The organism is Colwellia sp. 6_MG-2023 (assembly GCF_030547765.1).
In the GTDB taxonomy this organism is placed as follows: domain Bacteria; phylum Pseudomonadota; class Gammaproteobacteria; order Enterobacterales; family Alteromonadaceae; genus Colwellia.
Map to the genome: position 1 here is coordinate 36,423 of NZ_JAUOPP010000026.1, position 25,168 is coordinate 61,590.

The 25,168-nt window shown below is 36.1% G+C and carries 15 protein-coding genes and 2 tRNA genes; 9 read left to right on the plus strand and 8 right to left on the minus strand.

Translation table 11 applies throughout. The features are described 5' to 3' along the window. Positions 1 to 87 precede the first annotated feature (87 nt). Together Q4503_RS15475 and Q4503_RS15480 are read left to right on the plus strand one after the other, a co-directional pair. Complete coding sequence (locus Q4503_RS15475; RefSeq protein ID WP_303602805.1) at positions 88 to 2,445, plus strand: CHASE domain-containing protein; 2,358 nt, start codon at positions 88 to 90, stop codon at positions 2,443 to 2,445. Positions 2,446 to 2,597: 152 nt separating this feature from the next. Next, positions 2,598 to 4,277, plus strand: coding sequence for a B12-binding domain-containing radical SAM protein (locus tag Q4503_RS15480; protein WP_215971552.1), 1,680 nt, complete (start codon positions 2,598 to 2,600; stop codon positions 4,275 to 4,277). Between the two features lie 58 nt (positions 4,278 to 4,335). On the opposite strand, the gene Q4503_RS15485 is transcribed toward Q4503_RS15480, so the two are convergent. Further along, on the minus strand, positions 4,336 to 6,441 hold the full coding sequence (locus Q4503_RS15485; RefSeq protein WP_303602806.1) for a S9 family peptidase: 2,106 nt from the start codon (positions 6,439 to 6,441) through the stop codon (positions 4,336 to 4,338). A gap of 282 nt (positions 6,442 to 6,723) precedes the next feature. On the opposite strand from Q4503_RS15485, the gene yiaY reads away from it, so the two are divergent. Further along, complete coding sequence (gene yiaY, locus Q4503_RS15490; RefSeq protein ID WP_303602807.1) at positions 6,724 to 7,872, plus strand: L-threonine dehydrogenase; 1,149 nt, start codon at positions 6,724 to 6,726, stop codon at positions 7,870 to 7,872. 136 nt (positions 7,873 to 8,008) lie between these two features. Here the strand turns inward: yiaY and yddG are convergent, their stop codons facing one another. Then, positions 8,009 to 8,929: an aromatic amino acid DMT transporter YddG gene (yddG, locus tag Q4503_RS15495; RefSeq protein WP_303602808.1), complete on the minus strand. Its 921-nt coding sequence runs from the start codon at positions 8,927 to 8,929 to the stop codon at positions 8,009 to 8,011. Between the two features lie 548 nt (positions 8,930 to 9,477). Between yddG and Q4503_RS15500 the strand changes: the two genes are divergently transcribed. Further along, on the plus strand, positions 9,478 to 12,615 hold the full coding sequence (locus Q4503_RS15500) for a S8 family serine peptidase (protein ID WP_303602809.1): 3,138 nt from the start codon (positions 9,478 to 9,480) through the stop codon (positions 12,613 to 12,615). A 555-nt stretch (positions 12,616 to 13,170) separates the two neighbouring features. Here Q4503_RS15500 and Q4503_RS15505 read toward each other — a convergent pair. Then, positions 13,171 to 13,767 (minus strand): PEP-CTERM sorting domain-containing protein, encoded by a 597-nt coding sequence (locus tag Q4503_RS15505; protein ID WP_303602810.1) that lies wholly within the window; start codon positions 13,765 to 13,767, stop codon positions 13,171 to 13,173. Between the two features lie 404 nt (positions 13,768 to 14,171). On the opposite strand from Q4503_RS15505, the gene Q4503_RS15510 reads away from it, so the two are divergent. Next, complete coding sequence (locus tag Q4503_RS15510) at positions 14,172 to 15,983, plus strand: nitrilase-related carbon-nitrogen hydrolase (RefSeq protein WP_303602811.1); 1,812 nt, start codon at positions 14,172 to 14,174, stop codon at positions 15,981 to 15,983. A 63-nt stretch (positions 15,984 to 16,046) separates the two neighbouring features. Here Q4503_RS15510 and tsaA read toward each other — a convergent pair whose 3' ends face one another. The 4 genes from tsaA to metG form a co-directional block, all read right to left on the minus strand. Then, positions 16,047 to 16,784 carry a tRNA (N6-threonylcarbamoyladenosine(37)-N6)-methyltransferase TrmO gene (tsaA, locus tag Q4503_RS15515; RefSeq protein ID WP_303602812.1) on the minus strand — a complete coding sequence of 246 codons (738 nt, stop codon included), beginning with the start codon at positions 16,782 to 16,784 and terminating at the stop codon, positions 16,047 to 16,049. Between the two features lies 1 nt (position 16,785). Next, positions 16,786 to 17,226 (minus strand): rcsF protein, encoded by a 441-nt coding sequence (locus tag Q4503_RS15520; RefSeq protein ID WP_303602813.1) that lies wholly within the window; start codon positions 17,224 to 17,226, stop codon positions 16,786 to 16,788. Between the two features lie 25 nt (positions 17,227 to 17,251). After that, a complete protein-coding gene (locus tag Q4503_RS15525) occupies positions 17,252 to 19,393 on the minus strand; it encodes a cation:dicarboxylase symporter family transporter (RefSeq protein WP_303602814.1) in 2,142 nt (713 codons plus the stop codon). Between the two features lie 128 nt (positions 19,394 to 19,521). Beyond that, positions 19,522 to 21,648: a methionine--tRNA ligase gene (metG, locus tag Q4503_RS15530; RefSeq protein ID WP_303602815.1), complete on the minus strand. Its 2,127-nt coding sequence runs from the start codon at positions 21,646 to 21,648 to the stop codon at positions 19,522 to 19,524. An 83-nt stretch (positions 21,649 to 21,731) separates the two neighbouring features. Between metG and apbC the strand changes: the two genes are divergently transcribed. Together apbC and dcd are read left to right on the plus strand one after the other, a co-directional pair. Continuing rightward, positions 21,732 to 22,907 (plus strand): iron-sulfur cluster carrier protein ApbC, encoded by a 1,176-nt coding sequence (apbC, locus tag Q4503_RS15535; protein WP_303602816.1) that lies wholly within the window; start codon positions 21,732 to 21,734, stop codon positions 22,905 to 22,907. A gap of 67 nt (positions 22,908 to 22,974) precedes the next feature. After that, positions 22,975 to 23,580, plus strand: coding sequence for a dCTP deaminase (dcd, locus tag Q4503_RS15540; RefSeq protein ID WP_215971540.1), 606 nt, complete (start codon positions 22,975 to 22,977; stop codon positions 23,578 to 23,580). A gap of 10 nt (positions 23,581 to 23,590) precedes the next feature. Here the strand turns inward: dcd and yvcK are convergent, their stop codons facing one another. Continuing rightward, positions 23,591 to 24,496: a gluconeogenesis factor YvcK family protein gene (yvcK, locus tag Q4503_RS15545; RefSeq protein ID WP_303602817.1), complete on the minus strand. Its 906-nt coding sequence runs from the start codon at positions 24,494 to 24,496 to the stop codon at positions 23,591 to 23,593. A 449-nt stretch (positions 24,497 to 24,945) separates the two neighbouring features. On the opposite strand from yvcK, the gene Q4503_RS15550 reads away from it, so the two are divergent. Next, positions 24,946 to 25,021, plus strand: a tRNA-Ala gene (locus Q4503_RS15550). A gap of 73 nt (positions 25,022 to 25,094) precedes the next feature. Next, positions 25,095 to 25,167, plus strand: a tRNA-Glu gene (locus Q4503_RS15555). Position 25,168 lies beyond the last annotated feature (1 nt).

Sequence of the window (25,168 nt, forward strand, 5' to 3'; positions counted from 1 at the left end):
TATTGATTTTGCAACGCGAGATGATTGAGTTTATCCCAAGGTATCAGTCATTGAATTCAATCAGTATTTAGGCACATAAAAGTTATTATGAATAAAACTCAAAATTTTTTTGAAAGAGTTCTTCGTATTACACGAACGACAGTATTAAGCATTGTTGTTCTAACAGTAGGTCTCTCATTAACAATATTAGAATGGCACAAAACAGTGGATACAGTTCTTTTGGAAGATCAACTGCGTTTTGAACAAGAGACTGATAAGAGCCTATTAAATATACAAAAGCAGATGGGAACTTATCAGCAAGTACTTAGAGGGATAAAGGGGCTATTTCTTGCTTCAGATAAAGTCAATCGAAATGAATTTAAAGTTTACACTGAAGAGCTTGCATTAGAGCAGAATTTTCCAGGAATATTAGGTGTAGGATTTGCTCTTTCTATTGCGCCAGAAGAGCGGGAAAAGCATATAGCAAGTATTCGTGCAGAAGGGTTTCCCGGTTATGTTATGTCGCCCGAAGGAGAGCGAGAACAATATACTTCCATTATATACCTTGAACCATTTAGTGGAAATAATTTGAATGCATTTGGGTTTGATATGTATTCAGAAAAAGTCAGACGAGCAGCAATGGATAAGTCTAGAGTGAGTAATAAACTAGCGCTTTCAGGCAAAGTAAGTTTGGTACAAGATGTCGAACGAGGTCCTATCTCAGGCGTCTTGTTATACCTTCCTGTTTACCATAATAATGACGGGCAAGTTGGTGTAACCTCAAAAAAATTATATGGATGGGTTTATGCTCCGTTTAGTATGGATATACTGATGGAGGGTATTTTATCCGATAAACTAAAGATTAATTTAAATATATATGATGGCACGGCTATAAATAAAAAGACGCAACTATATTCTTCAATGCAAAGTGCGCAAGAATTTGAGGAGGTGGCGTTTCAGCACACGGAGCAACTAGTTATTGCTCAGCGAACATGGACTGTTGTATTTTCGGCAAACGGTGACTTCGCTCAATCTCATGTGAATACTGAGGGGTTGGCTGTTTTGTTGTTAGGGAGTTCATTTTCAATATTGATAACATTACTTGTTTGGTCTTTATCTAGTAGTAAAAACAGAGCCGAAGCAAGAGCAGAATTCATGAATAAAGAGCTATCTGAAACAGAGTTTCGATGGAAGTCGGCATTGTCTGGTGCAGAACACGGTGTTTGGGATTGGGACAACCTTACTAATAGTGTCACTTTCGATACTAAATGGAAGTCTATGCTTGGCTATGCTGACGATGAAATTAAAAATGAATTTTCAGAATGGAAACGCTTACTTCATCCGGAAGATTGGGAACGTGCTGAAGTAGCAATTGCAAATTTTGTTAGTGGTAAAACGAATATTTATAATCTAGAGCAAAGGCTTCAAGCGAAAGATGGTAAGTGGATATGGATTCTTTGTCGAGGAGACGCGGTTAGTTGGACTGACGATGGGCGTGTTGCCCGTAGTATAGGAACTCATACCGATATTACTGAACAGAAAAAATTAGAACTAGCACTTACCGAAAGTGATCTACGCTTTCGAGGTGCATTTGAAACAGCAGCAATGGGGATTGCACTTGTAGGGCTAAATGGTGAATGGATTGAAGTGAATCCGTCTTTGCTCAATATGTTGCAATACAGTGAGGAAGAACTTCTTAAGTTAACTTTTCAAGATATTACTCACCCAGAAGATCTTAATTTAGATCTTGAACATCTAACGGCACTTGTTGCGGGAGAAATAAAAAGCTATCAAATGGAAAAACGGTATTTCTGCAAAGATGGCTCTATTGTTTGGGCGTTTCTTAGTGTATCTATGGTAGTTGATATTAAAGGGAAACCAGTTCATTTCGTTTCTCAAATTGAAAATATTACTGTTCGTAAGGAACTTCAAAAACAAGTATTACATCAAGCAAGTCATGATGAATTAACAGGGTTACCTAACCGTCGATTCTTAAAAGATAGACTAGCGCGTACTTATGAATTAAGCCGTCGATATAAGCGACCATTTGCGCTTATGTATATTGATGTTGACCATTTTAAACTCGTTAATGACGAATATGGTCATGATGTTGGCGATGATTTACTTATATGGTTATCAAGTAAATTAAAGTCGTGTCTGCGAGGGACTGATACGCTAGCCCGTCAAGGAGGAGATGAGTTTGTCTTAATCTTATCAGAAATTAAATCTTCAGAAGATGCTACTTTAATAGCTAATAATATTTTTGAAGCGATTAGTGATGTATTTTCCAATGGTATTCTGAAGCGACAAGTATCGTTGAGTATTGGTATTGCTATTTCTGATCCTGCAGGTGATGATTCTATTGAAGATTTACTGAGAAAAGCCGACATAGCGCTGTATCAAGTAAAACGTGCAGGCCGAAATGCTTTTAAACATTACCAAGATGGTGACGATAAATCATCATGATGAAATATAAATACTCATATTGAATAAATATGGCTAGCAAAGATATCTAACACTATTCAGTGACATTGTTGATGTGAAAATAAGATTACTGAATAATGTGAGCAATCAACGTATAATTGCAGTCATATTAATAAAAGCAGTTAACATATAGAATGGCAGAGCAAAAGCATCACCCTGAACTCAAGGTTACGCAAATTCATTTAACTGATGATAATAGTGAACTATTAACATCGCCTGTGCCAATAGAGTCTATTCAAAATACTCACCAAGCCTCTTTAGAAATAAATGATAGAATAGCTAAATCTTCACCTAAAATTGTATTAGCAACACTTAACGCACGTTATTTTCACACAAGTTTTGGGCTACGTTATCTTTATGCCAATTTACAAGAACTACAGCAATATTGTGAAATAAAAGAGTTTATTATTCAAACTCGTCCCATTGATATTGTCGAACAAATATTGGAGACAAAGCCTGATATAGTCGGTTTTGGTGTCTATATTTGGAACATAGTGGAAACAACCGATGTTGTTAATTTATTAAAAGTGATTGCACCTGAAATAAAAATTATTTTAGGTGGTCCAGAAGTTAGTTATGAAACTGAACAACAAGCAATAGTTCAGTGTGCAGATTATGTATTAACAGGGCCTGCCGATTTAAGTTTTTATCAGCTTTGTAAAGATATAATCAACAATACGCCACCAAATAAAAAAATAGTTCACTCGAAACCGGTTGAGTTAAAAGAATTAGCGCTACCGTATGAGTATTATACCGATGAAGATTTGACCCATCGTTTACTTTATGTTGAAGCGTCACGGGGCTGTCCATTTAAATGCGAGTTTTGTTTATCATCTTTAGATAAAACATCAGTACCTTTTGAAATAACGGTATTTCTTGAGCAAATGGACATTCTTTATCTACGAGGTGCGCGTAATTTTAAATTCATTGATAGAACCTTTAATTTAAATATTAATACCACAATGCATATTATGCAGTTTTTCTTAGACCGCATGACTGACGATCTTTATCTACATTTTGAAGTGGTACCTGATCACCTTCCTCGAAAGTTAAAAGAATTATTAGCACAGTTTCCTGAAGGCAGTTTACAATTTGAAATTGGCATACAAACCTTTAATACCGAAGTTCAAAAAAATATTAGCCGTAAACAAAATAATGCAAAGTCGAAAGATAATTTAATTTGGCTAAAAGATAATACTCATGCGCACATTCATGCTGATCTGATTTTTGGTTTACCAGGCGAAACCTTCGACACTTTCAAAGATAGTTTTAATCAGCTTTATCATTGTCGTCCGCACGAAATTCAAATGGGTATTTTAAAACGCTTAAAAGGTAGCCCGATTATTAGACATACAGAAGCTTTTGATTTGAGGTTTAATCCTTTACCGCCATTTAATATATTAAGTACTGATAGAGTAAGCTTTTCTACCATGCAACGTATTAACCGCTTTGCTCGATATTGGGACATGATAGGTAATTCAGGACGTTTTAAGTACTCATTACCGCATATATTGACTGATGAGCCTTTTGATGATTTTATGGCGATTACCGAATGGATTTTTAATAAAACAGGGCAAATACATAAGATTAATTTGAAAAAATTATTTGAATTGATTTCACAATCAGTCGAAGCGTTATATCCAGAAAAACATCAATTAGTCATTAAAAAAATTGAGCAAGACTATGATGCAGCTAAATTAAAAAGCCTTTTTAGTGGGCTTAACCTTTATGCCACTCCACAAGATAAATTAACACAAGTTGACCCCATAATTAAAAACAAAGCGTTAAAACGCCAGCAACAACATATGAGTTAACCACCATTGTTAGTTGCTGTAATTTAGACATTTTTAACGTTCAACTTATTATTTTGTTCTATTCTGGTAATAGCGAAATAAAGAAACTCATTTCTAAAGCAACTTCTTTTAAGCGCTTAAAGCGTCCAGAAGCACCGCCATGGCCTGCATCCATATCTGTTTTAAACAATAATATATTGTCGTCTGTTTTCAGTTCTCTCATTTTTGCCACCCATTTCATTGGTTCAAAGTACTGAACTTGAGAGTCATGTAAGCCTGTCGTTACCAGTATATTAGGGTAATGTTGCGCCTTAATGTTATCAATAGGCGAATAAGCTAAAATATTTTTGTATGCTTGCTCTTCGTTTGGATTACCCCATTCGTCATATTCATTGGTGGTTAGTGGGATCGTTTCATCAAGCATGGTAGTTAATACATCTAGAAATGGTACATGCGCGCCAATACCTAAATATAGCTCAGGGGCTTGGTTTACTATGGCTCCCATTAATAAACCGCCTGCGCTTCCACCTGAAGCAAATATTTTATCTTTAGCACCATATCCTTGAGTTATTAATGCTTTAGTAACATCAATAAAATCATTAAAAGTATTTTGCTTATGTGCCATTTTACCTGTTTCATACCATTGTCTACCTAACATTTCAGAGCCACGAATATGGGCGATAACATAGACAAAGCCTCGGTCTAACAAGCTTAAGGTTTGGCTAGAAAAATTAGGATCTATAGTGATACCATAAGCACCATAACCGTATTGAAGGAGTGGGTTAGTACCATCTTTTTTGAACATATCCGTGCGATAAACAATTGATACTGGTATTTTTACGCCATCACGAGCCGTAATAAATAAACGCTCTGATTGATAATGGTCTTTATTAAAATCACCTAAAACCTTCTGTTGTTTTAACAGTTTTCGTTCACCAGTTGCTAAGTTAAATTCATACAAAGAGCCAGGTGTGGTCAAACTAGAATAATATAACCGTGCGATTGCACTGTTTGGCTCTGGGTTATCACCCAAGCAAGCAAAGTAGCAAGGATCATCAAATGATAATGGATACTGATTACCAGCATTAGTACCATTAATTGTGTGAACGATAAATCTAATCTGACCATTTTCTCGCTCAGTGGTTACGATAAAGTTATGAAATAATTCAACACCCTCTAATAACACATTTTCTCGATGAGGAATCACTTCTTGCCAGTGATTTATATCATTAATTTTATCAACCGCAACTTTCATTAGCTTAAAGTTTTTAGCTTGGTAGTTACTGACAATATAAAAATATTCTCCCATTTTATCCGCATGATATTCATGTTGCTCTTGATAAGGCAGCAATTCGATAAACTCACCATTTGGCTCATTTGCATTAAGAAATAGATAGTGAGTAGACTCCGTGGCGTGTAAACAAATGTAAAGTTGAGAATCGTCTCTACTTTTATCTAAACTCATATAAAAGCTATGATCTTTTTCTTCATACACAAGAACATCATCAGATTGAGGTGTACCTAGCTTATGACGGAAAACCTGTGTACCCAATAAGGTCTCTAGATCTTTTTTTACATAGAAAACGGTTTGATTATCATTAGCCCAAACAATTTGTCCTTCAGTTTCGACAAGGACATCTGATAAATATGGGTTTGGAAAGTCTGCAGGCTTAGTTAAATCTTTAAAGTGGATGGTATAAATACGACGGCTGTCGGTGTCTTCAGATACCGATAATAGTTGATCATTAGGGCTGATAGACATATCACCTAAATCATAAAACTCATGACCTTTAGCTCTTTCATTTACATCTAATAGTAGATGTTTGTTATCACCTGAAAAGCTTGTTGAACGATAATGATTTGAAAATTCTTGTTCACCATGAATTTCGCTGTGATACCAATATTTTCCATCTTTTGCAGGCACAGTATTATCGTCTTTTACTACGCGAGCTTTGAGCTCTTCAAAAAGTAGCTCTTGTAATGGTTCTTGCTCTGACAGCATAGCATCAGCATAATTATTTTCACTTGCAAGGTGCGCCAAAATACTTTCATCGCTGCGTTGATCATCTCGCATCCAATAATAATTATCGATCCGTTGATGATTATGAATTTCCATTTTATGTGGAATTTTTTTAGCTATTGGCGCGGTAATGTTTTTGTTTGATTTAAGTGAAATTTTTGGCACTAAGTGCTCCTATATAATTAACCTGATCTCTGGTTGAGTAATCTTGTATTGATAATTAAAAAACTAATGGGTAAGTCTATATATATTTTACAAACTAAGCTTTAAATTTTTCTATAAGTGTTGGAGCTTTTGTTGTTTATTGGATGATAAACAACAAAAGATATCGGACTTTTAGGCATAACGGTAGTGAATGATAAAGATATATTTTAGATCAATTAATTCATGTTCTTTTTATGGTACAAATAACTATTGGTTTTATCAGGTTCACTAAAGGAGAATTTCATGAGTACATCATTTTATATGCCAGCGTTAAATGTTATGGGTAGTGGCTGCTTAGTCGAGGCGATTAATTATATAAAAGATCAAGGATTTAAGCAGGGTTTAATTGTTAGTGATAGTGTATTAAGCAAAATAGGTATAGTAAAAAAATTTACTGATTTGCTCGATAAAGAACAGATATCGAGTGTTGTTTTTGATCAAGTACATCCTAACCCAACTGTCAGTAATGTTAATGCTGGATTAGCTATGCTTAAGCAAAATGATTGCGATTTTGTCGTTTCGTTAGGTGGTGGATCACCACATGATTGTGCTAAAGGTATTGCTTTAGTTGCGAGTAATGGTGGACAAATTGCAGATTATGAAGGCATAGATGTATCTAAAAAGCCTCAGTTACCTTTAGTTGCGATTAATACTACTGCGGGGACAGCATCAGAAATGACTCGTTTTGTTATTATCACTGACGAAAAACGTCATGTAAAAATGGCAATTGTTGATAAACATACCACGCCAATGTTATCGGTCAATGATCCTTCTCTTATGGTTGGTATGCCAGCATCATTAACCGCTGCAACAGGTATGGATGCTTTAACACATGCTATTGAAGCATATGTTTCTACAGGCGCAACACCCATTACTGATGCTGTTGCTCTTAAAGCAATTGAGCTTATTCAAGCAAATTTACCAACAGCAGTGGCAAATGGCGAAAATATTGAAGCAAGAGAACAAATGGCTTACGCTCAGTTTATGGCAGGTATGGCATTTAATAACGCTTCATTAGGCTATGTTCATGCGATGGCTCACCAATTAGGTGGTTTTTATGATTTGCCTCATGGCGTTTGTAACGCCGTTTTATTACCACATGTACAACGCTACAATGCAAAAGTATGCCCTGAACGTTTGAAAGATATTGCGAATAGTATGGGGGTAAATGTTTTTAATATGTCTGCAGAGGAAGGCGCAAACGCTGCCATTAGTGCTATTGAAACATTAAGCCAAAAAGTAGGAATCCCGGCTGGTTTAATAGAGCTTGGTGCGAAAGACGGTGATATAAATTTATTAGCTGAAAACGCGTTAAAAGATGTGTGTAGCCTAACTAACCCCAGACAAGCAAGCCACGAAGAAATTTGTAACATTTTTCGTGCAGCCATGTAAAGCTACTAGACAGAATGAGTGACGTTTAGGTTTGTTTGATTAAAATCTAGTAAAAAATATATAAATTATAAACCAAGCATTAACTGAGTAAATATTTATATTTGCTCAGTTAAAAAATTTGATCTGGCTATGCCTGTTATGTAAGTACAATATCTTTACACTTTGGGCTTTTTTCTCTGGTAACAAAATAACAAATTAGTGAGCCGAGAGTGACTAAAAATACACCTTGCCAGAATGATTGGCTGAGGGTAATAGATAAATAAAAAGCAGAAATAATAGTAGAAAAAACCGGTGTAAAATAAGATATGGTACCGAGTAGCATCAAATTACCGCCTATAATCGCTTTATTCCACAAAGCATACCCGCTACCAATAACAATGCCAGCAATTAACAGAATGACAGTAGAGCTCATTGAGAATGTTAATGGCGGCTCGTTACTCAAGGCATATTGAATCCACAATGTAATCGCAGTTGCAGTAAAAAATAAGGTGATCGCATTTTTACCATTACTCAGTTTTTGGGTGATTATGCAGTAAACAGCCCAGATAAATGCCGCTGAAAATGCCATTAAATACGTTATTGGGTTATCAGAAAAATTATTCATTAAAACAGCAACTGAAACATCATTATCGCCAGTTATACACCATGCGACACCAACAAAAGCAATTAACACACTGGGATAAACCCAGAGACTTACTTTTTTACGGCCTGAAAACACCGTTAATAATATGGTGATAGCAGGCCATAAATAATTAATAACAGCCATTTCCATTGCTTGATGTCTGGTATTCGCCATCCCCAAAGATAAGGCAAGGCAAACTTCATAAGATACAAATAATATAGCGCCAAGAATAAGGTAACGAGGTGGGAAATCGTTAAGCTTTGGTAAACCCATTACTAAAATTAAAAAGAGGGCACTGATGGAGTACATCATCGCTGCACCACCTATGGGACTAAAAAGCTCAGATACGTCCCTTATGAGTGCAACGAGACAACTCCAAAGTAATATTGCCGCTATTCCACAGATCGTATATTTATTATTGCTGAAAAATGTCATTGTAAACCTAAAGCCACACTTAATTATTACTCGTTAAATTAACAGTAATTAATTATTTACACCATTAGGACAATAAAGAACTGATAAATTAGTGAAATACTTACTCTTTGTCTGAAAATTATGTAAGTATTTGTGTCTATAATTTAAGCAGTACAAACACTTTGTCAGGTTATTTTACATAAATCATAAAGAAACAAAAACATTACTTAGAACTTTATTTTGTTTAATTTAATTTTGTTGTTCTTAATTTTGTTTTTTATTCTTTTGTTGTCATTAAAAACGCTATCGTTTGTTTTATATTCGTTTAATATAAGTTATAAGTGTAAAATTTTTTTACACTAATTTTACGTTTGTATACTTTTGTAACATTTTTATTACCTTGTTGTAATGAATTTCATCATTTTGCAACAAAGGCATTGTTATTGCTTCATTTTATTATCGCTAATTACCTTGGTATGGAAGAAAGTATATTTTTTACATACTGGTATGTAAGGTAAAGATAATAATATCTATGTTTAGCGAATAAATAATAATAATTGGAGTAATAAATGCAACTTAAACGATCCATGATAGGAAGTGTCATTACACTCATTTTAGCAACGTCCGCGAATGCTAATGAAGTGATAGTAGATAGCAGTCGATTAGTTCTTGCGGGTGAAAATTTAACGCAGGCTACAGAAAGTAAAAGCTATATTGTACAAATTAAAGGGCAAACAGGTGTTGAACAAGCTCGAAATATTGGTGAGCTACTACCTAGTAACCAGCAAGTAGCTGTTGCTGGCAACAACTACAACGCGAATACACCTGCAATGGTTGCTTATCAATTAGCATTAGAGTCAAAGCAAAAAGCTATTGCTAATGAAATAGGTGCCATTGATATCAACTATTCATTTAAGCATACCTTTAATGGTTTTAGTGCCATATTGTCACCGACACAAAAAGCAGCATTAGAATCTCATCCAGACGTTGTTGGTGTTTGGGAAGATAAAGTTCAACGTGTTTCCACTGCAAATACACCTGAATTTTTGGGGCTAACCTCAGGCAGCGGTCAACATTCACTCGGTATTAAAGGTGAAGATGTTGTTGTTGGAATTATTGATACCGGTATTTGGCCAGAAAACCCGAGTTTTTCTGATGATGGCAGCTATAGCGACCCTTCAACACTTGGTTGGTTAGGTGCTTGTGATTCAGGTTTAGATGAAACCTTTAATTGTAATAATAAACTTATTGGTGCTCGATACTTCAAAGACTCTTTTGAAGCTGTTTATGACATTCAATATGAATTAGGTGAAGTTGAGTCTCCAAGAGATGCGGCTGGTCATGGTAGTCATACTGCTGGTACTGCCGCAGGTAATGAAGGTGTTGCGAGTTCCATCAATATTAATGGCTATGAAGCTAGCACAGGTACGGTGTCAGGTATGGCACCAAGGGCGCGTATTGCTGCTTATAAAGTCTGTTGGAATGATGCTTACACAGATCCTATTACCGGTGCTGATGAAGCAGGTTGTTTTTACGGTGATACCATGGCTGCAATAGATCAAGCCGTTGCTGATGGGGTCAATGTATTGAACTATTCCATTGGTGGTAGTTTAACTGATTTAACCGTACCACCGACAGCGGCTATGCTACGTGCAGTAGATGCTGGTGTTTTTGTTGCTGTTTCTGCAGGTAACAGTGGTCAAGATGGCCCTGAAACTGTTGGCACACCAGCTCCTTGGGTAACTAGTGTTGCGGCTTCAACTTATGATGGTACTGCGATAACACAAGGTATAAAGGTTTCATCACGAGATCCAGAAGAGGTTATGGTGGCGGCTGAAGGGGCGATCACTAAACCATTAGGTGAAACTGGTGCTATTATTGGTAATGTTGTCGTTGCAGAGCCTCTATTAGCCTGTTTTGACGGTGGATTTGCTACACCGCTTGATAATGCTGCAGAAATAGCCGGTAATATTGCACTAATTAGTCGTGGTACTTGTGCTTTTACAGAAAAAGTTGAACGTGCTCAACTTGCTGGTGCAACTGCCGTTATTGTCTATAGTACTGATGATACGCCTATCGTTATGGGAGGGGATGGTACATTTGAAATCCCTGGTTTTATGATAAGTAAAAGTAATGGAGAATCACTCAATACAGCGATTACAGGTGGAGAAGTTATTGAGGTAACAATGTCTCCGGAAATATTCTCTCCAACGCCTGTAATTGGTAATATAATGGGCGATTTCTCGTCGCTTGGTCCAAACTCTGCAAGTTACGATATTATTAAACCTGACATTACCGCACCCGGCGTTACAATATTGGCAGCTTATAGTGAAAACCCGGTCAGCAGTGCTGCAGGCGATTCATTTAGATATTTACAGGGTACTTCAATGTCATCTCCTCATATTGCGGGGATTGCGGCGTTATTTACAGAGTCAAATAGTACTTGGTCGCCAGCGCAAATAAAATCAGCGATGATGACCAATGCTTATCAAGACGTTATGAAACCTGACGGTATAACACCTGCAGACCCATTTAACTTTGGTGCTGGTCATGTTGATCCTGTTGCTTCACTAACACCAGGTCTACTGTATGATGCAAATACTGCTGATTATCTTGCTTTTTTATGTGGTATCGGTAATGAAACTTTTGTAGCAAGCATGGGCATTGAGTGTGATGCATTAACTTCAGCTGGATTTAGTCTTGATCCTAGCCAGTTAAATCTACCTTCGATTGGGATTGCAGAGTTACAAGGACCTGAAACTGTTACTAGAACGGTTTCAAATGCGGCAAATAGTGCATCAAGTTATACGGCGACAATTGAAGCGCCTGAAGGAATCGATGTGCAGTTGCAAACATTTGATGCTAACGGTGCTGTTAATCCGAGTAACACATTGGATGTTGAAGTAGATGGTAAAGCAAGTTATGCATTAACATTTACAAAAACAGCATCAAGTGAGAATGATGTTTGGAAATTTGGTGCAATTACATGGACTGATAATGCTGGTCATAGTGTCCGTAGCCCTATTGCGATAAAAGCGGTAGCAGATACGAATATTGAAGTGCCTGCCGTTATTTCTGCACAATTGCAGCAAGGACGTTATAGTTTCCCTGTTAAAACCAATTATTCAGGCGCTTTATCTATTGATTACGCTGGTTTAGTTGCGCCATTTGGTTCAAGTGGTACAGTTATTCAAGATTTAGATGGCTCTTTTGCTTTTAATGAACCTGGATTAGGCTTTCATGGATTTCTTGTTCCAGAAGGCACAAAAGTAGCACGCTTTAGTCTACGTGGTGGTTTAGTCGATGCAGCAGGGGCTGATTTGGATGTTTATTTATATCGTTGTATAGCATGGAGTTGTAGTGCCGTTGAAAGTGCTATTTCAGAAGATTCTGACGAAGATATTATTCTAACGAATCCTGCTCCTGCAAATAACGGTGACGTTGGAGATCTTTATATTGCCTTTGTTCATGGTAGCGACTTAAAAGGTGTAGCTGAGACAAACTATACAATGCTAGGTTGGGTAGCTGATCAAGCTGAAAGCTCTACTCGTGTCATATCAAGCAGCAGAGCAATTCAAGGTCGATATAATTATACGACCATTTTTACCTCTGGTTTAAATTCGGGTAGTATTTATATGGGAGCGGTAACTTATTATAATGCTGATGGTGTAGCTGAAGGTACGACTGTTCTGGAATTAGGTAACTAATCACTCGCTTTATAAATAAATGTGCAAATTATTTATTTGTTTAGGTGCTTAAATAAAAACCTCATGAGAGTAATTTCATGAGGTTTTTTTATTATTAATTGAATTAGTTAGCGGATTAAATGTGTAATCCTGGTTTCATTATGTAAGTGAACAACTTTATACGTAGAAATGATCATATAGGTAGTGAGATTGGTATCATTGAAAATATCAACTTTGCAGCTTTGTAAGTATGTATGAGGCTTTAGCTATATTAAGCTGAAGCTGGAAAGTTTATTGTTCACATTATCCTAGTAATACTCATGAGCTTATATTGTTAATATAGCTGTATACAAGATGTAAACGTTAAGTTTGGTTCGCTTGTTATATAGTAAGGCAGTTAAATAATGTGGTTACCAAAGTCTCGATATTGTCAATGTGTTGCTTCTTACAGTACAAGAGCTCACTAAGCTAATGACATAAAAAAAGCTAAGAGTTGATACTCTTAGCTTTAAATAAAAACGATTATTTTTTTTACGATGCAATAATTACTGAATTGTTAGAGCGTATATTATCGCATTACTTTACTTTTTTGCGTGTCGTTAAGCCAATTGCTGCAGCTAAAAATAGTAGTAGAGTGGTCGGCTCAGGAACCTCTGTTAATCTCGCCTCACCTAGTGCTAACTCACCAAAGTCGTATAGGCCACCACTTGAATCGAAAATATCACCAAAACCGAAAACTGTATCAATTAAACCACTGAAAGCATAGAAGTCAAATGTATTTTCGGTAACGTCAAATTGCAACAATTCAAGACCTGCTGCTAAATTATTTACATCAAATAAGGCTTGAAACAAACCAAACATTGGAAAAGATGAAGGATTAGCATCTAAGGCTACATTGCTTTCTGCTTCAGTCCAAAAATTTAAACCAAATAACTCAAAATCAACCCAGGCGTTAACAGTTCCTAATAACAAAGAGCCATCATTGAAAACATCATCAACAATTGCTATTTCAGTATCTATAGTGATAAAGCCAATATATTGATAATCTATTTCAGTAGTAATGCTTGAATCAAGCCAAATATCTTGTGTGATTAACGTCGCATTGGCTGCACTACTAAGTGTAAATACTAACGACAATGTGAATAATGTTTTTAAAAAAAGTTTATTTAACATGTTACTTCCTAATTTATTTTATTTTTATTAATTTATATGTTGAATATCACCTTTTACATTAGTAACACCAACAATTTACATATTAATGCAACTTTTACGCCTAGTTAACAATTAAGTTATTAGTTATTAAATATCAGTAATTTACTTTTGTTTTGGATGTTTTTATTAACAAGAGCATAAAGCGCTTTATATAGTGTAAAATTTTCTGACACTTGATGTGTTTACGCATATAAAACTATAGCTAGCAGTAACATATATAGTTAAAAATTAGCAAATATAAGCTTAGCAATAGTTTTTGATGTGCTTTGTGTTGTACTATCACGCCCATCATGTGCAATGTGTTCTGTTATACAATTCACATTTTTAAAATAAATAATCATTCGCTCTATGGAAAAGTATAAACTATGCGTGTAGCCGTTACTCAGTTTGCCACCACTTCAAGCACACAAGAAAATTTAGCAACTTGTATCCGTATAATAAATGACGCTGCGGTGTGTAAACCCATGCTAATTGTTCTTCCTGAATATAGTAATACGTTGAGTGAGTGTAGTGATCATAATCAAGCATGGAATGCAGCGCTAGAAATCAATGGTAGTTTCTTACAATGTATTGCTGATCAAGCAATAAAACATCATTGTTATATTGTTATTAATGTTACTTTACGAAGATACCCTTCACGTGATCATCAAGATGGCGCTATTAAATCAAATATTACGGTAACGTCTTGTTTATTTTCACCATTAGGAGAGCTTATTCAACAAAAAGATAAACACTCGTTGATAGGGCATGAGCATGACTTTTATATTTGTACAAGCGAAACTGCAGATGTAGCCACAACGCCATATGGAAAATTAGGCCTATTAAATGGTAACGATGGTATCACTTTTGAAAAATCGAGAAAATTAGCGTTAGGCGGCGCGCAGTTATTGTGTAATTCAGTTAACACCTTTGCACTTGATCAAAGTTGTTTATATGATGCCGCTCGTGCGTGTGAAAATAATGTGTTTATCGCGACAGCTAATAAAATCGGTGCATTAATTTATCCGGTACGTCACCAAGTAAGTCATCAAGAATCATCACAAGATTTTATTGCTCAAAGCAAAGCTAATGATTTTACAACGCAAACGGCTCAGTCGAGTAATTCCGGAGTAGGGAATAGCCAAATCATTTGTCCTAGTGGTTCAGTACTAGCACAAATAAAGCATAATAAAGAGGGCTATATTTTTGCTGATATCGATTTAATAGGTACAGGTAAAAAAGTTGGACTGCATAATAAAGTTCGTCCTGATGGCTCTAAAGTGCTTAAACAATTACGGCCTGAGTTATATCAGGCATTAAGAGAAAAAATTAATCAATCGCCATTGCATAAGCATGCTTTAGTTGATGAAAGTATTGCAAAAACAGCTAATGTTGCTATATATGCAACCTATAAATCTAATGAAGAAGCAATCGAAGATGTTTGCCATTATATTGAAAATAACCTTAGCGATATTATCCAATTACCAGAGTTGTTTTTTATCGCTGATAAAGCAATAACGAATGATGTTGAAAAACGTAAAAAAATTGCGAGTTTGAGCCTACAACTAATAACTCAAATTAGTGCAGTGCTGAGACCTTTTCAGTATGTGTGTACCAGTTTAGTTATTGAAGGAATACATCAGGCGGTTCTAATAAATCAACAAGGTTTATTGGCAACACAACAGCAATTACACTTTTGTAATAGGTATCAGTGGACATCATTAGGCGATAAATTAACTATAATAGCGTTGCCACTAGAGCAAGGTAATATTACTGTTGCAATGTTAACAGCCGATGATGCTAACCTACCTGAAATAGTAAAAGTTGCCGCGTTGAGTGGCATTCATTTATTGTTGCTACCCTTTGATATTCAAGAGCCCAGCGAGGTCGAGTATAATATTTTGTCTCTAGCTGCTGAGAATAGGATTTGTGTTGTCGCAGGGAGTCGTGAGAAAAACTTCTCTAATGATCTTTTAGCTAATGAAGCGTCAAGAACCCCGAGTAACATTAAGAACCAGAACAAAATAAAATGTCAAAAATCGACAGGGTTAATTGTTAATTTAACAACAGACTATGCTTTTTTACCTCAATGGAAGCCAAGAAAATTTACTGGTTATATAAACCAGCCTATTGTTAAATACCAATATGGTAAAATTACCAAAGCAGTTGTTCACCCTGTAGCGGCTTGTAATAAATAAGAAAATAAGTTAACACACAGGAGAATAGCTTTGTTCGAAATTTAGTAGTAACAAAGCTAAAATTTAAGATAGTTCATTAATTTGAATAACTTCTATTGTCTCTACATTTAGCATCCGCCATTGAATATTTAGGTTATATAAATGCATGCCATAAACCTTTTCATCAAGCTTATTTTGTTTGTATGCCGGGCGAGGATCCTGCGCTAATACTTGTTCGATAAGTAAGGATAACTCAGGTAATCGCTGTGTTAATCTGGTTAAAATTTGCCGTGAATTTTCTGAAAAGGTAATGTTTAGCTTACTATTAGGTTGATGTTGAGCAAAGCCAGCACATGCATTGGGTAAGGCGTCTGAATAGGTAATATAAGGCTTTATGTCTACAATAGGTGTTTGATCTAATAAATCCATCCCTGAGATATGCAAAATAATATTTTGTTCTACGGTTTCAATGCTATCGAGTTTAACCACGGACATCCCAATAGGGTTGGGTCTAAAGGTTGAACGTGTTGCAAGTACTCCTAGCTTTTTATTACCGCCAAGGCGAGGTGGTTTCACCAATGGCTTCCAGCCTTGCGCTTGTGTGCCATGAAAGACAAATAATAGCCAAATATGGCTAAACTGCTCTAGTCCTCTAACACTATCAAGTGTATTGACATCATTAAGTAATGCGATAGTGCCTTTGGCCGCATCCACTAACCCAGGTTGACGAGGTATCGCAAACTTCTCTTTATAAGGAGAATTAACAATACCAATGGGCTTTATGTTAATGCTAGGAGCACTCGTTAAGTTTGCTTCAATCATGTCACTTGGTTACTTCAATGGCATAAGCTTTTGCATAACAGATAACAATGGCATGGCATTGTTGCGCATCAGCACTGTCATTTAGTTGGGCTAACCGTTCGTGGGGTAATAAGGCACATTGTGAAAAAACGATACCATTAGCTCCTTGATCAAATGCCAACCTTCTTGCTTCAGTTCGTGCATTAATCTCATCAGGCTCTGCGTGATGAGGCTTAATTTGGCAATCTTGACCCTCAACAATCCCCACTAATTGATAACGAGCGTTAATGTCTTTTTCGCTTTGATAAATTTTAACGTGACTGGCAGAGAAATAATCACTAAAGTTATCTTTATCGAGATTGGTTGAGACAAAGCTACTACTACAACTGGCTAATAAAAGCAGTAAAGGGCTAACACATAGCTTTAATGTTCTGTTCATATTTAATTTTGTGTTTAATTTCATCTTGGTTAGGCTCTATTGTTATGTACTATTTAAATTCTTCTTTTCCGGCAATCCAATATTGAAATAATTGATCAATATTGTTATTTTGCTTTTTCATGTGTATCCAGTTACGCATAAATAATTCAAAAGCGGTATCTTTGTTATTAATAGCAAAAGCCATTGATAAGGGAGCTTGCGCTGGTTTTGGCGTTACTACTGTATATTCTGGGTGTAATAAAGTCCAAGCTGAAGCCGTTGGAGCCCCAATAAGCATGGCGTCAATATGTTCGTATTCTTTTTTAAAATATAACCTTGGTGTAGATATTTCCCAAATTGTGCCGTGTTCAAAATGACGATTCACTAAGTTTTCGCTGTAGTATAATTCAGGGATACCAATAATTAATTGTTCATTACTAATTATTTTTTCCCAAGTAGTAAATTCACTCCGCCTGCCATCGTGAACGATAAAAGCAAGAGATTGAGTACTATATGGCACAGTTAATGTGAATTTCTTCATATTGTTAGGAATTAAAGGAATGCCGGTTGTTATATCTAAATAACCAGAAGAGAGTAGTTTTTGTGCTTCATTATGGAAAATTCGCACAAATTCAATATCTACCTCTAAATCATCTGCGAGTAGGTTAAGCACTTCAATGTCAAAACCGACAAGTTTTCCCTCATTATTATGAAAAGCATAAGGTAAGTCATCTCTAAAATAACCAACACGGATAAAGCCTCGCTTACTTATACGTGTTAACACATCAACATTGGGTTGAGAGTTAGCCTTGATATTAGTTGGTGCCTCTAACACCTTACTTTGGGAGTTATACATAATAAAGTCACGTTCAATAAACTTTGTATACCCTTGGTATTGATAACTAATGCTGTCAAAAGTAAACCTTAATGCGATAAAGGCAATAACAGATAATACCGGAAGAAGGATTAAGTATTTGTTAAACTTAGACCACTTAAATGTAAGTTGTTTTAACATACTTGTCGCAATTAATATTGCTAAGCTTGACGAGAATACCACAGAAAGCAAAGCGCTAAGGCGACCGACAATTAAGTTTTCAGCGACTAAAAATAATTCATACATTGAGCTAGGTACATTGAATATTTCTAATAAATTTGGCATAGCCACTGAGCTTGAACTAAATAATTGGGGTAAACCAGCAGTAAGTAAATAAAGGTAATGGCTTGCACTAACTTCTGAGCCAGAAAACCAGGCAGCGAATAAAACGAATAATAAAGCTAAAAGTTTACCGCCTATTGGTAAGCTAAAGCCAATAGGCACAATGATGCTAGGCGCAATAACAGCATCAGTGCGTAAATGGGCATTATCTACCGGCATTTTTTCAATTAAATGTTTTGTTTTTTCGACAATTAATGGAATAACAATAAAAAAGCTTCCGGTTGCAAAGGCAGTGATCATTGCTTCACGTGAGGCCTTTAATATTTCTCTATAGCCTAGTGGTGTAATAGTCGCAATAATTGCTGGTATTATCAAAAAGGCTAACAGCAACACTAAAGCACTGGCGGAAACTATATAAACAAGTAACCCATCTATTTGTGAACTATCAATTGTTGCTGCAGCACGTAACGCTATGCAAAAAATAGCTAATGGCGCTAATTTAATCACCATAGAGCTAACATTAATAATGGCTTTGTTTAAGCCTATTAAAGCTAATAAGGTCTGTTTTTTAGCTTTTACCTTCATTAAGCCGATGCCAACGAGAATACTAAACATAACAACGCTTGGAATTAAACCGTTAGCAAATGAATAAAAAGGATTAGTGGGAATAAAGAGCTTAATAATATCGAGATCTTGTACTGTTTTTATTGTACTTAAGCTATAAAAATCAGCACTTTCCCAGTCTGGAAAGGAAATGGGTGTGATTAAAATAAAAAGCAATACGGTTGCGGTTAATGAGATAAGAATAACTAAACTTTTTTTAATCGTACCGCTTATTCTATGCTCTGAGAGGCTACCTATACCAATAATTAATGATAACGCAATATAAGGAAGCGCTGTCATTTGTAATAGCATAACAAAGGCGTCTGCTATTTCATTTACCCCCGAATAAACGGTTGATGTGGTTGCACCAACAACTAAACCGATAAACATAGCGATTAAAATTAGCAAGGAAGCCGGTGTGTTGCTTAGCAAACTTGTTAGTTTTTTTACCATAATAATACTCATGTTTTTATAGGTTTAATTAGTTTAGCTTGACAAAAAAAAAGGTATCGCGTTATGCCATACCTTTTTTACGAGCGCTTCATATAAAATGAAGTTGGTAGTGATAACAGTAAGTTATTTTATTTAACTCGCATACCTGGTTGTGCGCCATCATCAGGGTTTAATATCCACAAGTCTTCGCCGCCTGGGCCTGCAGCTAACACCATACCTTCAGACATGCCAAAGCGCATCTTGCGAGGCGCTAAATTGGCTACCATAACCGTCTGCTTGCCAATTAAATCTTCAGGTTGATAAGCCGATTTTATACCAGCGAATACTTGACGAGTTTCTGTGCCATCATTATCAAGTGCTAATGTTAATTTAAGTAGTTTATTGGCTTTTTCAACATGCTCAGCATTAATTATTTTAACAATTCTTAAATCAATTTTAGCAAAATCATCGAACTGAATCTCTTCACTAATAGGATCTGCAGCTAATGGATTAGCAAGTGCAGCAGAATTATCGACAATTTTTTCTTGTTTCTTTTTCTTATTATTTGTTTTTTCTTTTTTAGCGTCCGTGCTTATAGCCGTTAAATTTTCTTTCGAAGCTTCTGTGACTGCATTAACTTTATCCATATCTACACGTTGTAACAGTGCTTTAAACTTATTGATTTTATGATCAGTTAATAGTTTTTTATGACCATCCCAAATTAATTCATCATTTAAAAATGCAGCAGTGCTATCGGCAAGTACTGGTAAGACAGGTTTTAAATAAATCATTAAGGTACGGAACATGTTGATACCTAAAGAGCAAATATCTTGTACTTCTTGCTGTTTAGTTTCGTCTTTCACAAGCTGCCAAGGTTCTTTTACCGCAATGTACTCATTAACTTTATCAGCAAGTGCCATAATTTCACGCATACCACGACCAAAATCACGGCTTTCATAATGTGCGGCAATGCTATCACCAGCATTCATAACTTCGTCAGCAAGTGCTTGGTTATCAATATTTGTTGATAACATCCCATCAAAACGTTTGGTAATAAAACTAGCACAACGTGAAGCGATATTAACGACTTTACCCACTAAATCAGAATTAACACGTTGAGCAAAGTCTTCTAGATTTAAATCTAAATCATCGATGCGATTCGTTAATTTCGCTGCGTAGTAGTAACGTAAATATTCAGGATTTAAATGATCTAAATAAGTACGACCTTTAATAAAGGTGCCTTTAGATTTAGACATTTTCTCGCCATTTACTGTAACAAAACCATGGGCGAATACGCTTGTTGGCTTACGATAGCCAGCACCTTCGAGTACTGATGGCCAAAATAAACTGTGGAAATAGATTATATCTTTACCAATAAAGTGGTATAGCTCAGCGTCAGAATTTTCGGCCCAAAAACTGTCGAAATCAATGTTTGAATTCTTATTACATAGATTTTTAAAACTTCCCATGTAGCCGATTGGTGCATCTAACCAAACATAGAAAAACTTACCAGGAGCATTTGGAATTTCAAAACCAAAGTAAGGAGCATCACGGCTAATATCCCATTGCTTTAAACCTTGCTCAAACCATTCTGAAAGCTTGTTAGCCATCTCTTCTTGTAATGCGCCACTGCGAATCCATTCTTTTAACATACCTTCAAAGGCTGGTAAGTCGAAGAAGTAGTGCTCCGAATCTTTTAGTACCGGTGTGGCACCAGAAACAACTGAGCGCGGGTTAATGACTTCAGTTGGTGAATAAGTTGCGCCACATTTGTCACAGCTGTCGCCATTTTCATCTTCTGATTTACACTTAGGGCAGGTGCCTTTTACAAAACGATCAGGTAAAAACATACCCTTTTCAGGATCATAAAGCTGCGAAATAGTACGTGTCTTAATATGACCTTTAGCATGTAATTTATTATAAATATCACTCGATAAAGCTTGGTTTTCTTCACAATGCGTTGTGTGATAATTATCAAAACTAATGTGGAAATCAGCAAAATCAGCCATATGTTCATCACGAACTGCATTAATCATTTCTTCAGGTGTTATGCCTAATTCTTGTGCTTTAAGCATAATTGGTGTGCCGTGAGCATCATCAGCACAAACAAAATAAGTTTCATGTCCGCGCATTCGTTGGAATCGTACCCAAATATCTGTTTGAATATGCTCAAGTAAATGTCCCAAATGAATTGATCCATTGGCGTAAGGTAATGCGCAAGTAACTAATATTTTGCGTTTTTTTGGTAATGTTTGCGAAGAAGTAGCTATAGACATGAATAAATAGTGTTTTTTGATGGTAATAATGGCTGCAATAGTACAGAATTTAACGTTTATACTCAAATAATTAATGTGACAATATGTTCGGTAAATTCTTCAATAATAAAAGTGAAAATAAAAAATCATCCACTAGACCGCAACTTCCAAACGATTCTAAAAGTGCTTTACCTACCATTGATTTAACAACGGCAGAAAAAATTCAAGTGATAGAAGAAGCATTAACAAGCTATCAATCACTAAACTTTCCTCAAGGTGTGCTTGCTGTTTGTCGTGATTTTAAAATACATACAGAAAAATCGAACAGAATACTGGTTGAGTTAACCCTGCCTTTTCCTTGCCAAGGAGAATTAGATACACTTGCCACTACCTTATCAACTTCTTTTGCTCAGCAAGTTGATTTTGAAATAACACTTAATGTCAATACGGTACGTTCTTCTGCTCTTAATGGCGGTAAGATTAAAAACATTATTGCTATTGCTTCAGGTAAAGGTGGGGTAGGTAAGTCAACTACCGCAGTAAATCTTGCTTACGCACTAATTGCTGAAGGGGCTAAGGTTGGCATTTTAGATGCAGATATCTATGGTCCCTCTATTCCAACATTATTAGGGCTGAAAAATGCTAAACCTGGATCTAAAGATGGCAAATTTATGATTCCGTTAGAGGCTCATGGTTTACATGCTATGTCGATAGGATTTCTTGTTGATGAAGGAGATGCTACGGTTTGGCGAGGTCCAATGGCGAGTGGTGCGTTTAATCAATTACTAAATGAAACGGCGTGGCCTGAATTAGATTACTTACTCATTGATATGCCACCGGGGACAGGGGATATTCAATTAACTTTGGCGCAAAAAGTACCCGTAGCCGCTGCCGTTATTGTTACAACGCCACAAGACATTGCCTTGATTGATGCTGAAAAAGGAATTGCTATGTTTGATAAGGTGCAAGTGCCTGTTTTAGGTATTATTGAAAATATGAGTTATCACTTATGTGAAAACTGTGGGCATAAAAGCCATGTTTTTGGAGAAGCTGGGGGCGAGAAAATGGCAAAATCAAAACAAACACAATTACTTGGTCAATTACCGCTTGATATTAATATTCGCCAAGATGCTGATTTTGGTGAATCAGACATCATCGAAAATAGCACTGGTGATATAGCATCTTTGTACCGTAGAATAGCACGTAATATTACGGGGCAACTTTTTCTACAATTTGATAATGCTAGCCCACTAACGACAACTGTTATATATACAGACTAATCGAACGTTAATATACATAACGTAATGCACATCAATAATATAAATTAATAATACAAGAACAATCATTATGAGATTAAGCGATAAAGATATAGAACAATACTTAGCAGATGAAGAAATAATTATTTTACCAAAGCCCGATAGTTCAATGATTTCAGGGGTAAGTGTTGATATTCGCTTAGGTAATGAATTTCGTGTTTTTCAAGCCCATGCAGCACCGTATATTGATTTAAGTGGTCCAAAGGTTGAAATGCAAGCCGCCATGAACTCAGTGATGAGTGAGGAAATTAATATTGCCGATGGTGATGCTTTTTTTCTACACCCAGGAGAGCTGGCATTAGCCGTTACTTATGAGTCGGTTACTTTACCTGATAATATAGTGGGTTGGTTAGATGGACGCTCTTCACTGGCTAGACTTGGTTTAATGGTGCACGTTACCGCCCATAGAATTGATCCTGGTTGGTCAGGACAAATTGTTTTAGAATTTTACAATTCAGGAAAGCTACCATTGGCGCTTCGCCCAAAAATGAAAATAGCTGCACTTAACTTTGAAACTATGTCATCAAGTGCATTGCGCCCATACAATAAAAGAACTGATGCGAAGTACAGAGATCAAAAGGGAGCGGTTGCAAGTAGAATTAGTGAAGACAAACAATCTAGCAACAAAGAAGAATAGGGTGGAGGTATCAACCGACTCTTTTTTTGTAATCAACACTCGCTAAACAATCTTCCAGTGCGCTAATGAGTTTCTTTTTATCATGATGATGAGGAACTTTATTATGCGCTAAATCACGACAAATAATATTCACTTTTTCTGACGTAACTTGTGGGTCTTGGCAAATAACACTGTCTATAGGTAAACAGCCAATATTATCTTGGATCCAAGTTAAGCGCTCATCTATCGTTAACTTAGCTGCGGGGCTATTTTCTAGTACTACGTTATCAATAAATACACAGTGACCTTTCCTATTATTGATAGCGTTACTAATATCCCTTATTAATAATGGCGGTACGATACTTGTTAAAAAACTACCTGGGCCTAAAATAATAAGATCAGCATTGTTGATAGCATCAATACAAGGCTTTATAGACTTCACTAAAGGCGCTAGCATTAAGTTTTTGGGCATAATCGGCATTTCATCAACAGAAAGCTCTCCAACGCGGCAACGTCCTTCTGGATAAAACGCCATTAAGTCGGTTGGTGTCTCAGACATAGGTAATACTTGTGTACGTACTCTTAACATTCGTCTAACGAGTTTAATTGAGTCTAAAGGTCGAGATTGTACTTGTCCCAAACCATATAAAATAAGATTACCTAAATTATGACCACCCAACTCATCAGCACCATCAAACCGAAAATTAAAAAGTTGACTACCGATAGAATCATTATCAACCAGTTCAGTTAAACAATTTCTTAAGTCACCCCAAGCAATAGAACTACTGCGTTTTCTTAATTTACCTGTTGAACCGCCATTATCGGTTGTTGTTACTATACCTGTTAGTTTATCGCCCATAAATGAAAGTGTAGATAAAACTCTACCTAAACCATGGCCACCACCAATAGCAACAATATTTAATTGATTTAACTGCATTCTATAATTTAAAACTCTATTGGGGGATTAATTGATATGTTTTGTGTGTGAACAATACCTGTAATCGCTAAAAAAAGAAAGTAGAAGGATATGTTGATAATATTTAGTTAATAAATGAGTCATCAAGTTTAACAACTTCTTTGAACGCAAATTACACAGTCAAACAACTAGTTAGGCAAAAAACAATCAACTTGTTCTTTATCTAGTCACTCAAACACTATTTTGCAATATTTTCGATGTTTTTTAAAAAAAAGTGTTGACACTTTCGAGGTCGCTGCTTAGAATGCGCCTCGTTTTCAGGAAGACTTCAATTAACGAAATTGATGGCGAAAGAGAATGTACTTTCTTAGTATTTATAGTGAGGAAGTAAATGCACTTAATAGCTATTAGGCCAGGTATTAAATGTAACTGTTTGAATTATTTCTTTTATTAGAATTGTTTAAGCAAGCGGGGCTATAGCTCAGCTGGGAGAGCGCTTCGCTGGCAGCGAAGAGGTCTGCGGTTCGATCCCGCATAGCTCCACCAATATTTAGGTTTTTTGTTGATGTTTTATATTCAACAAAAAATAGATAGTTTTAGCTTGTTTTCAAGTTTTAGTGTCCCTATCGTCTAGAGGCCTAGGACACCGCCCTTTCACGGCGGTAACAGGGGTTCGAATCCCCTTAGGGATGC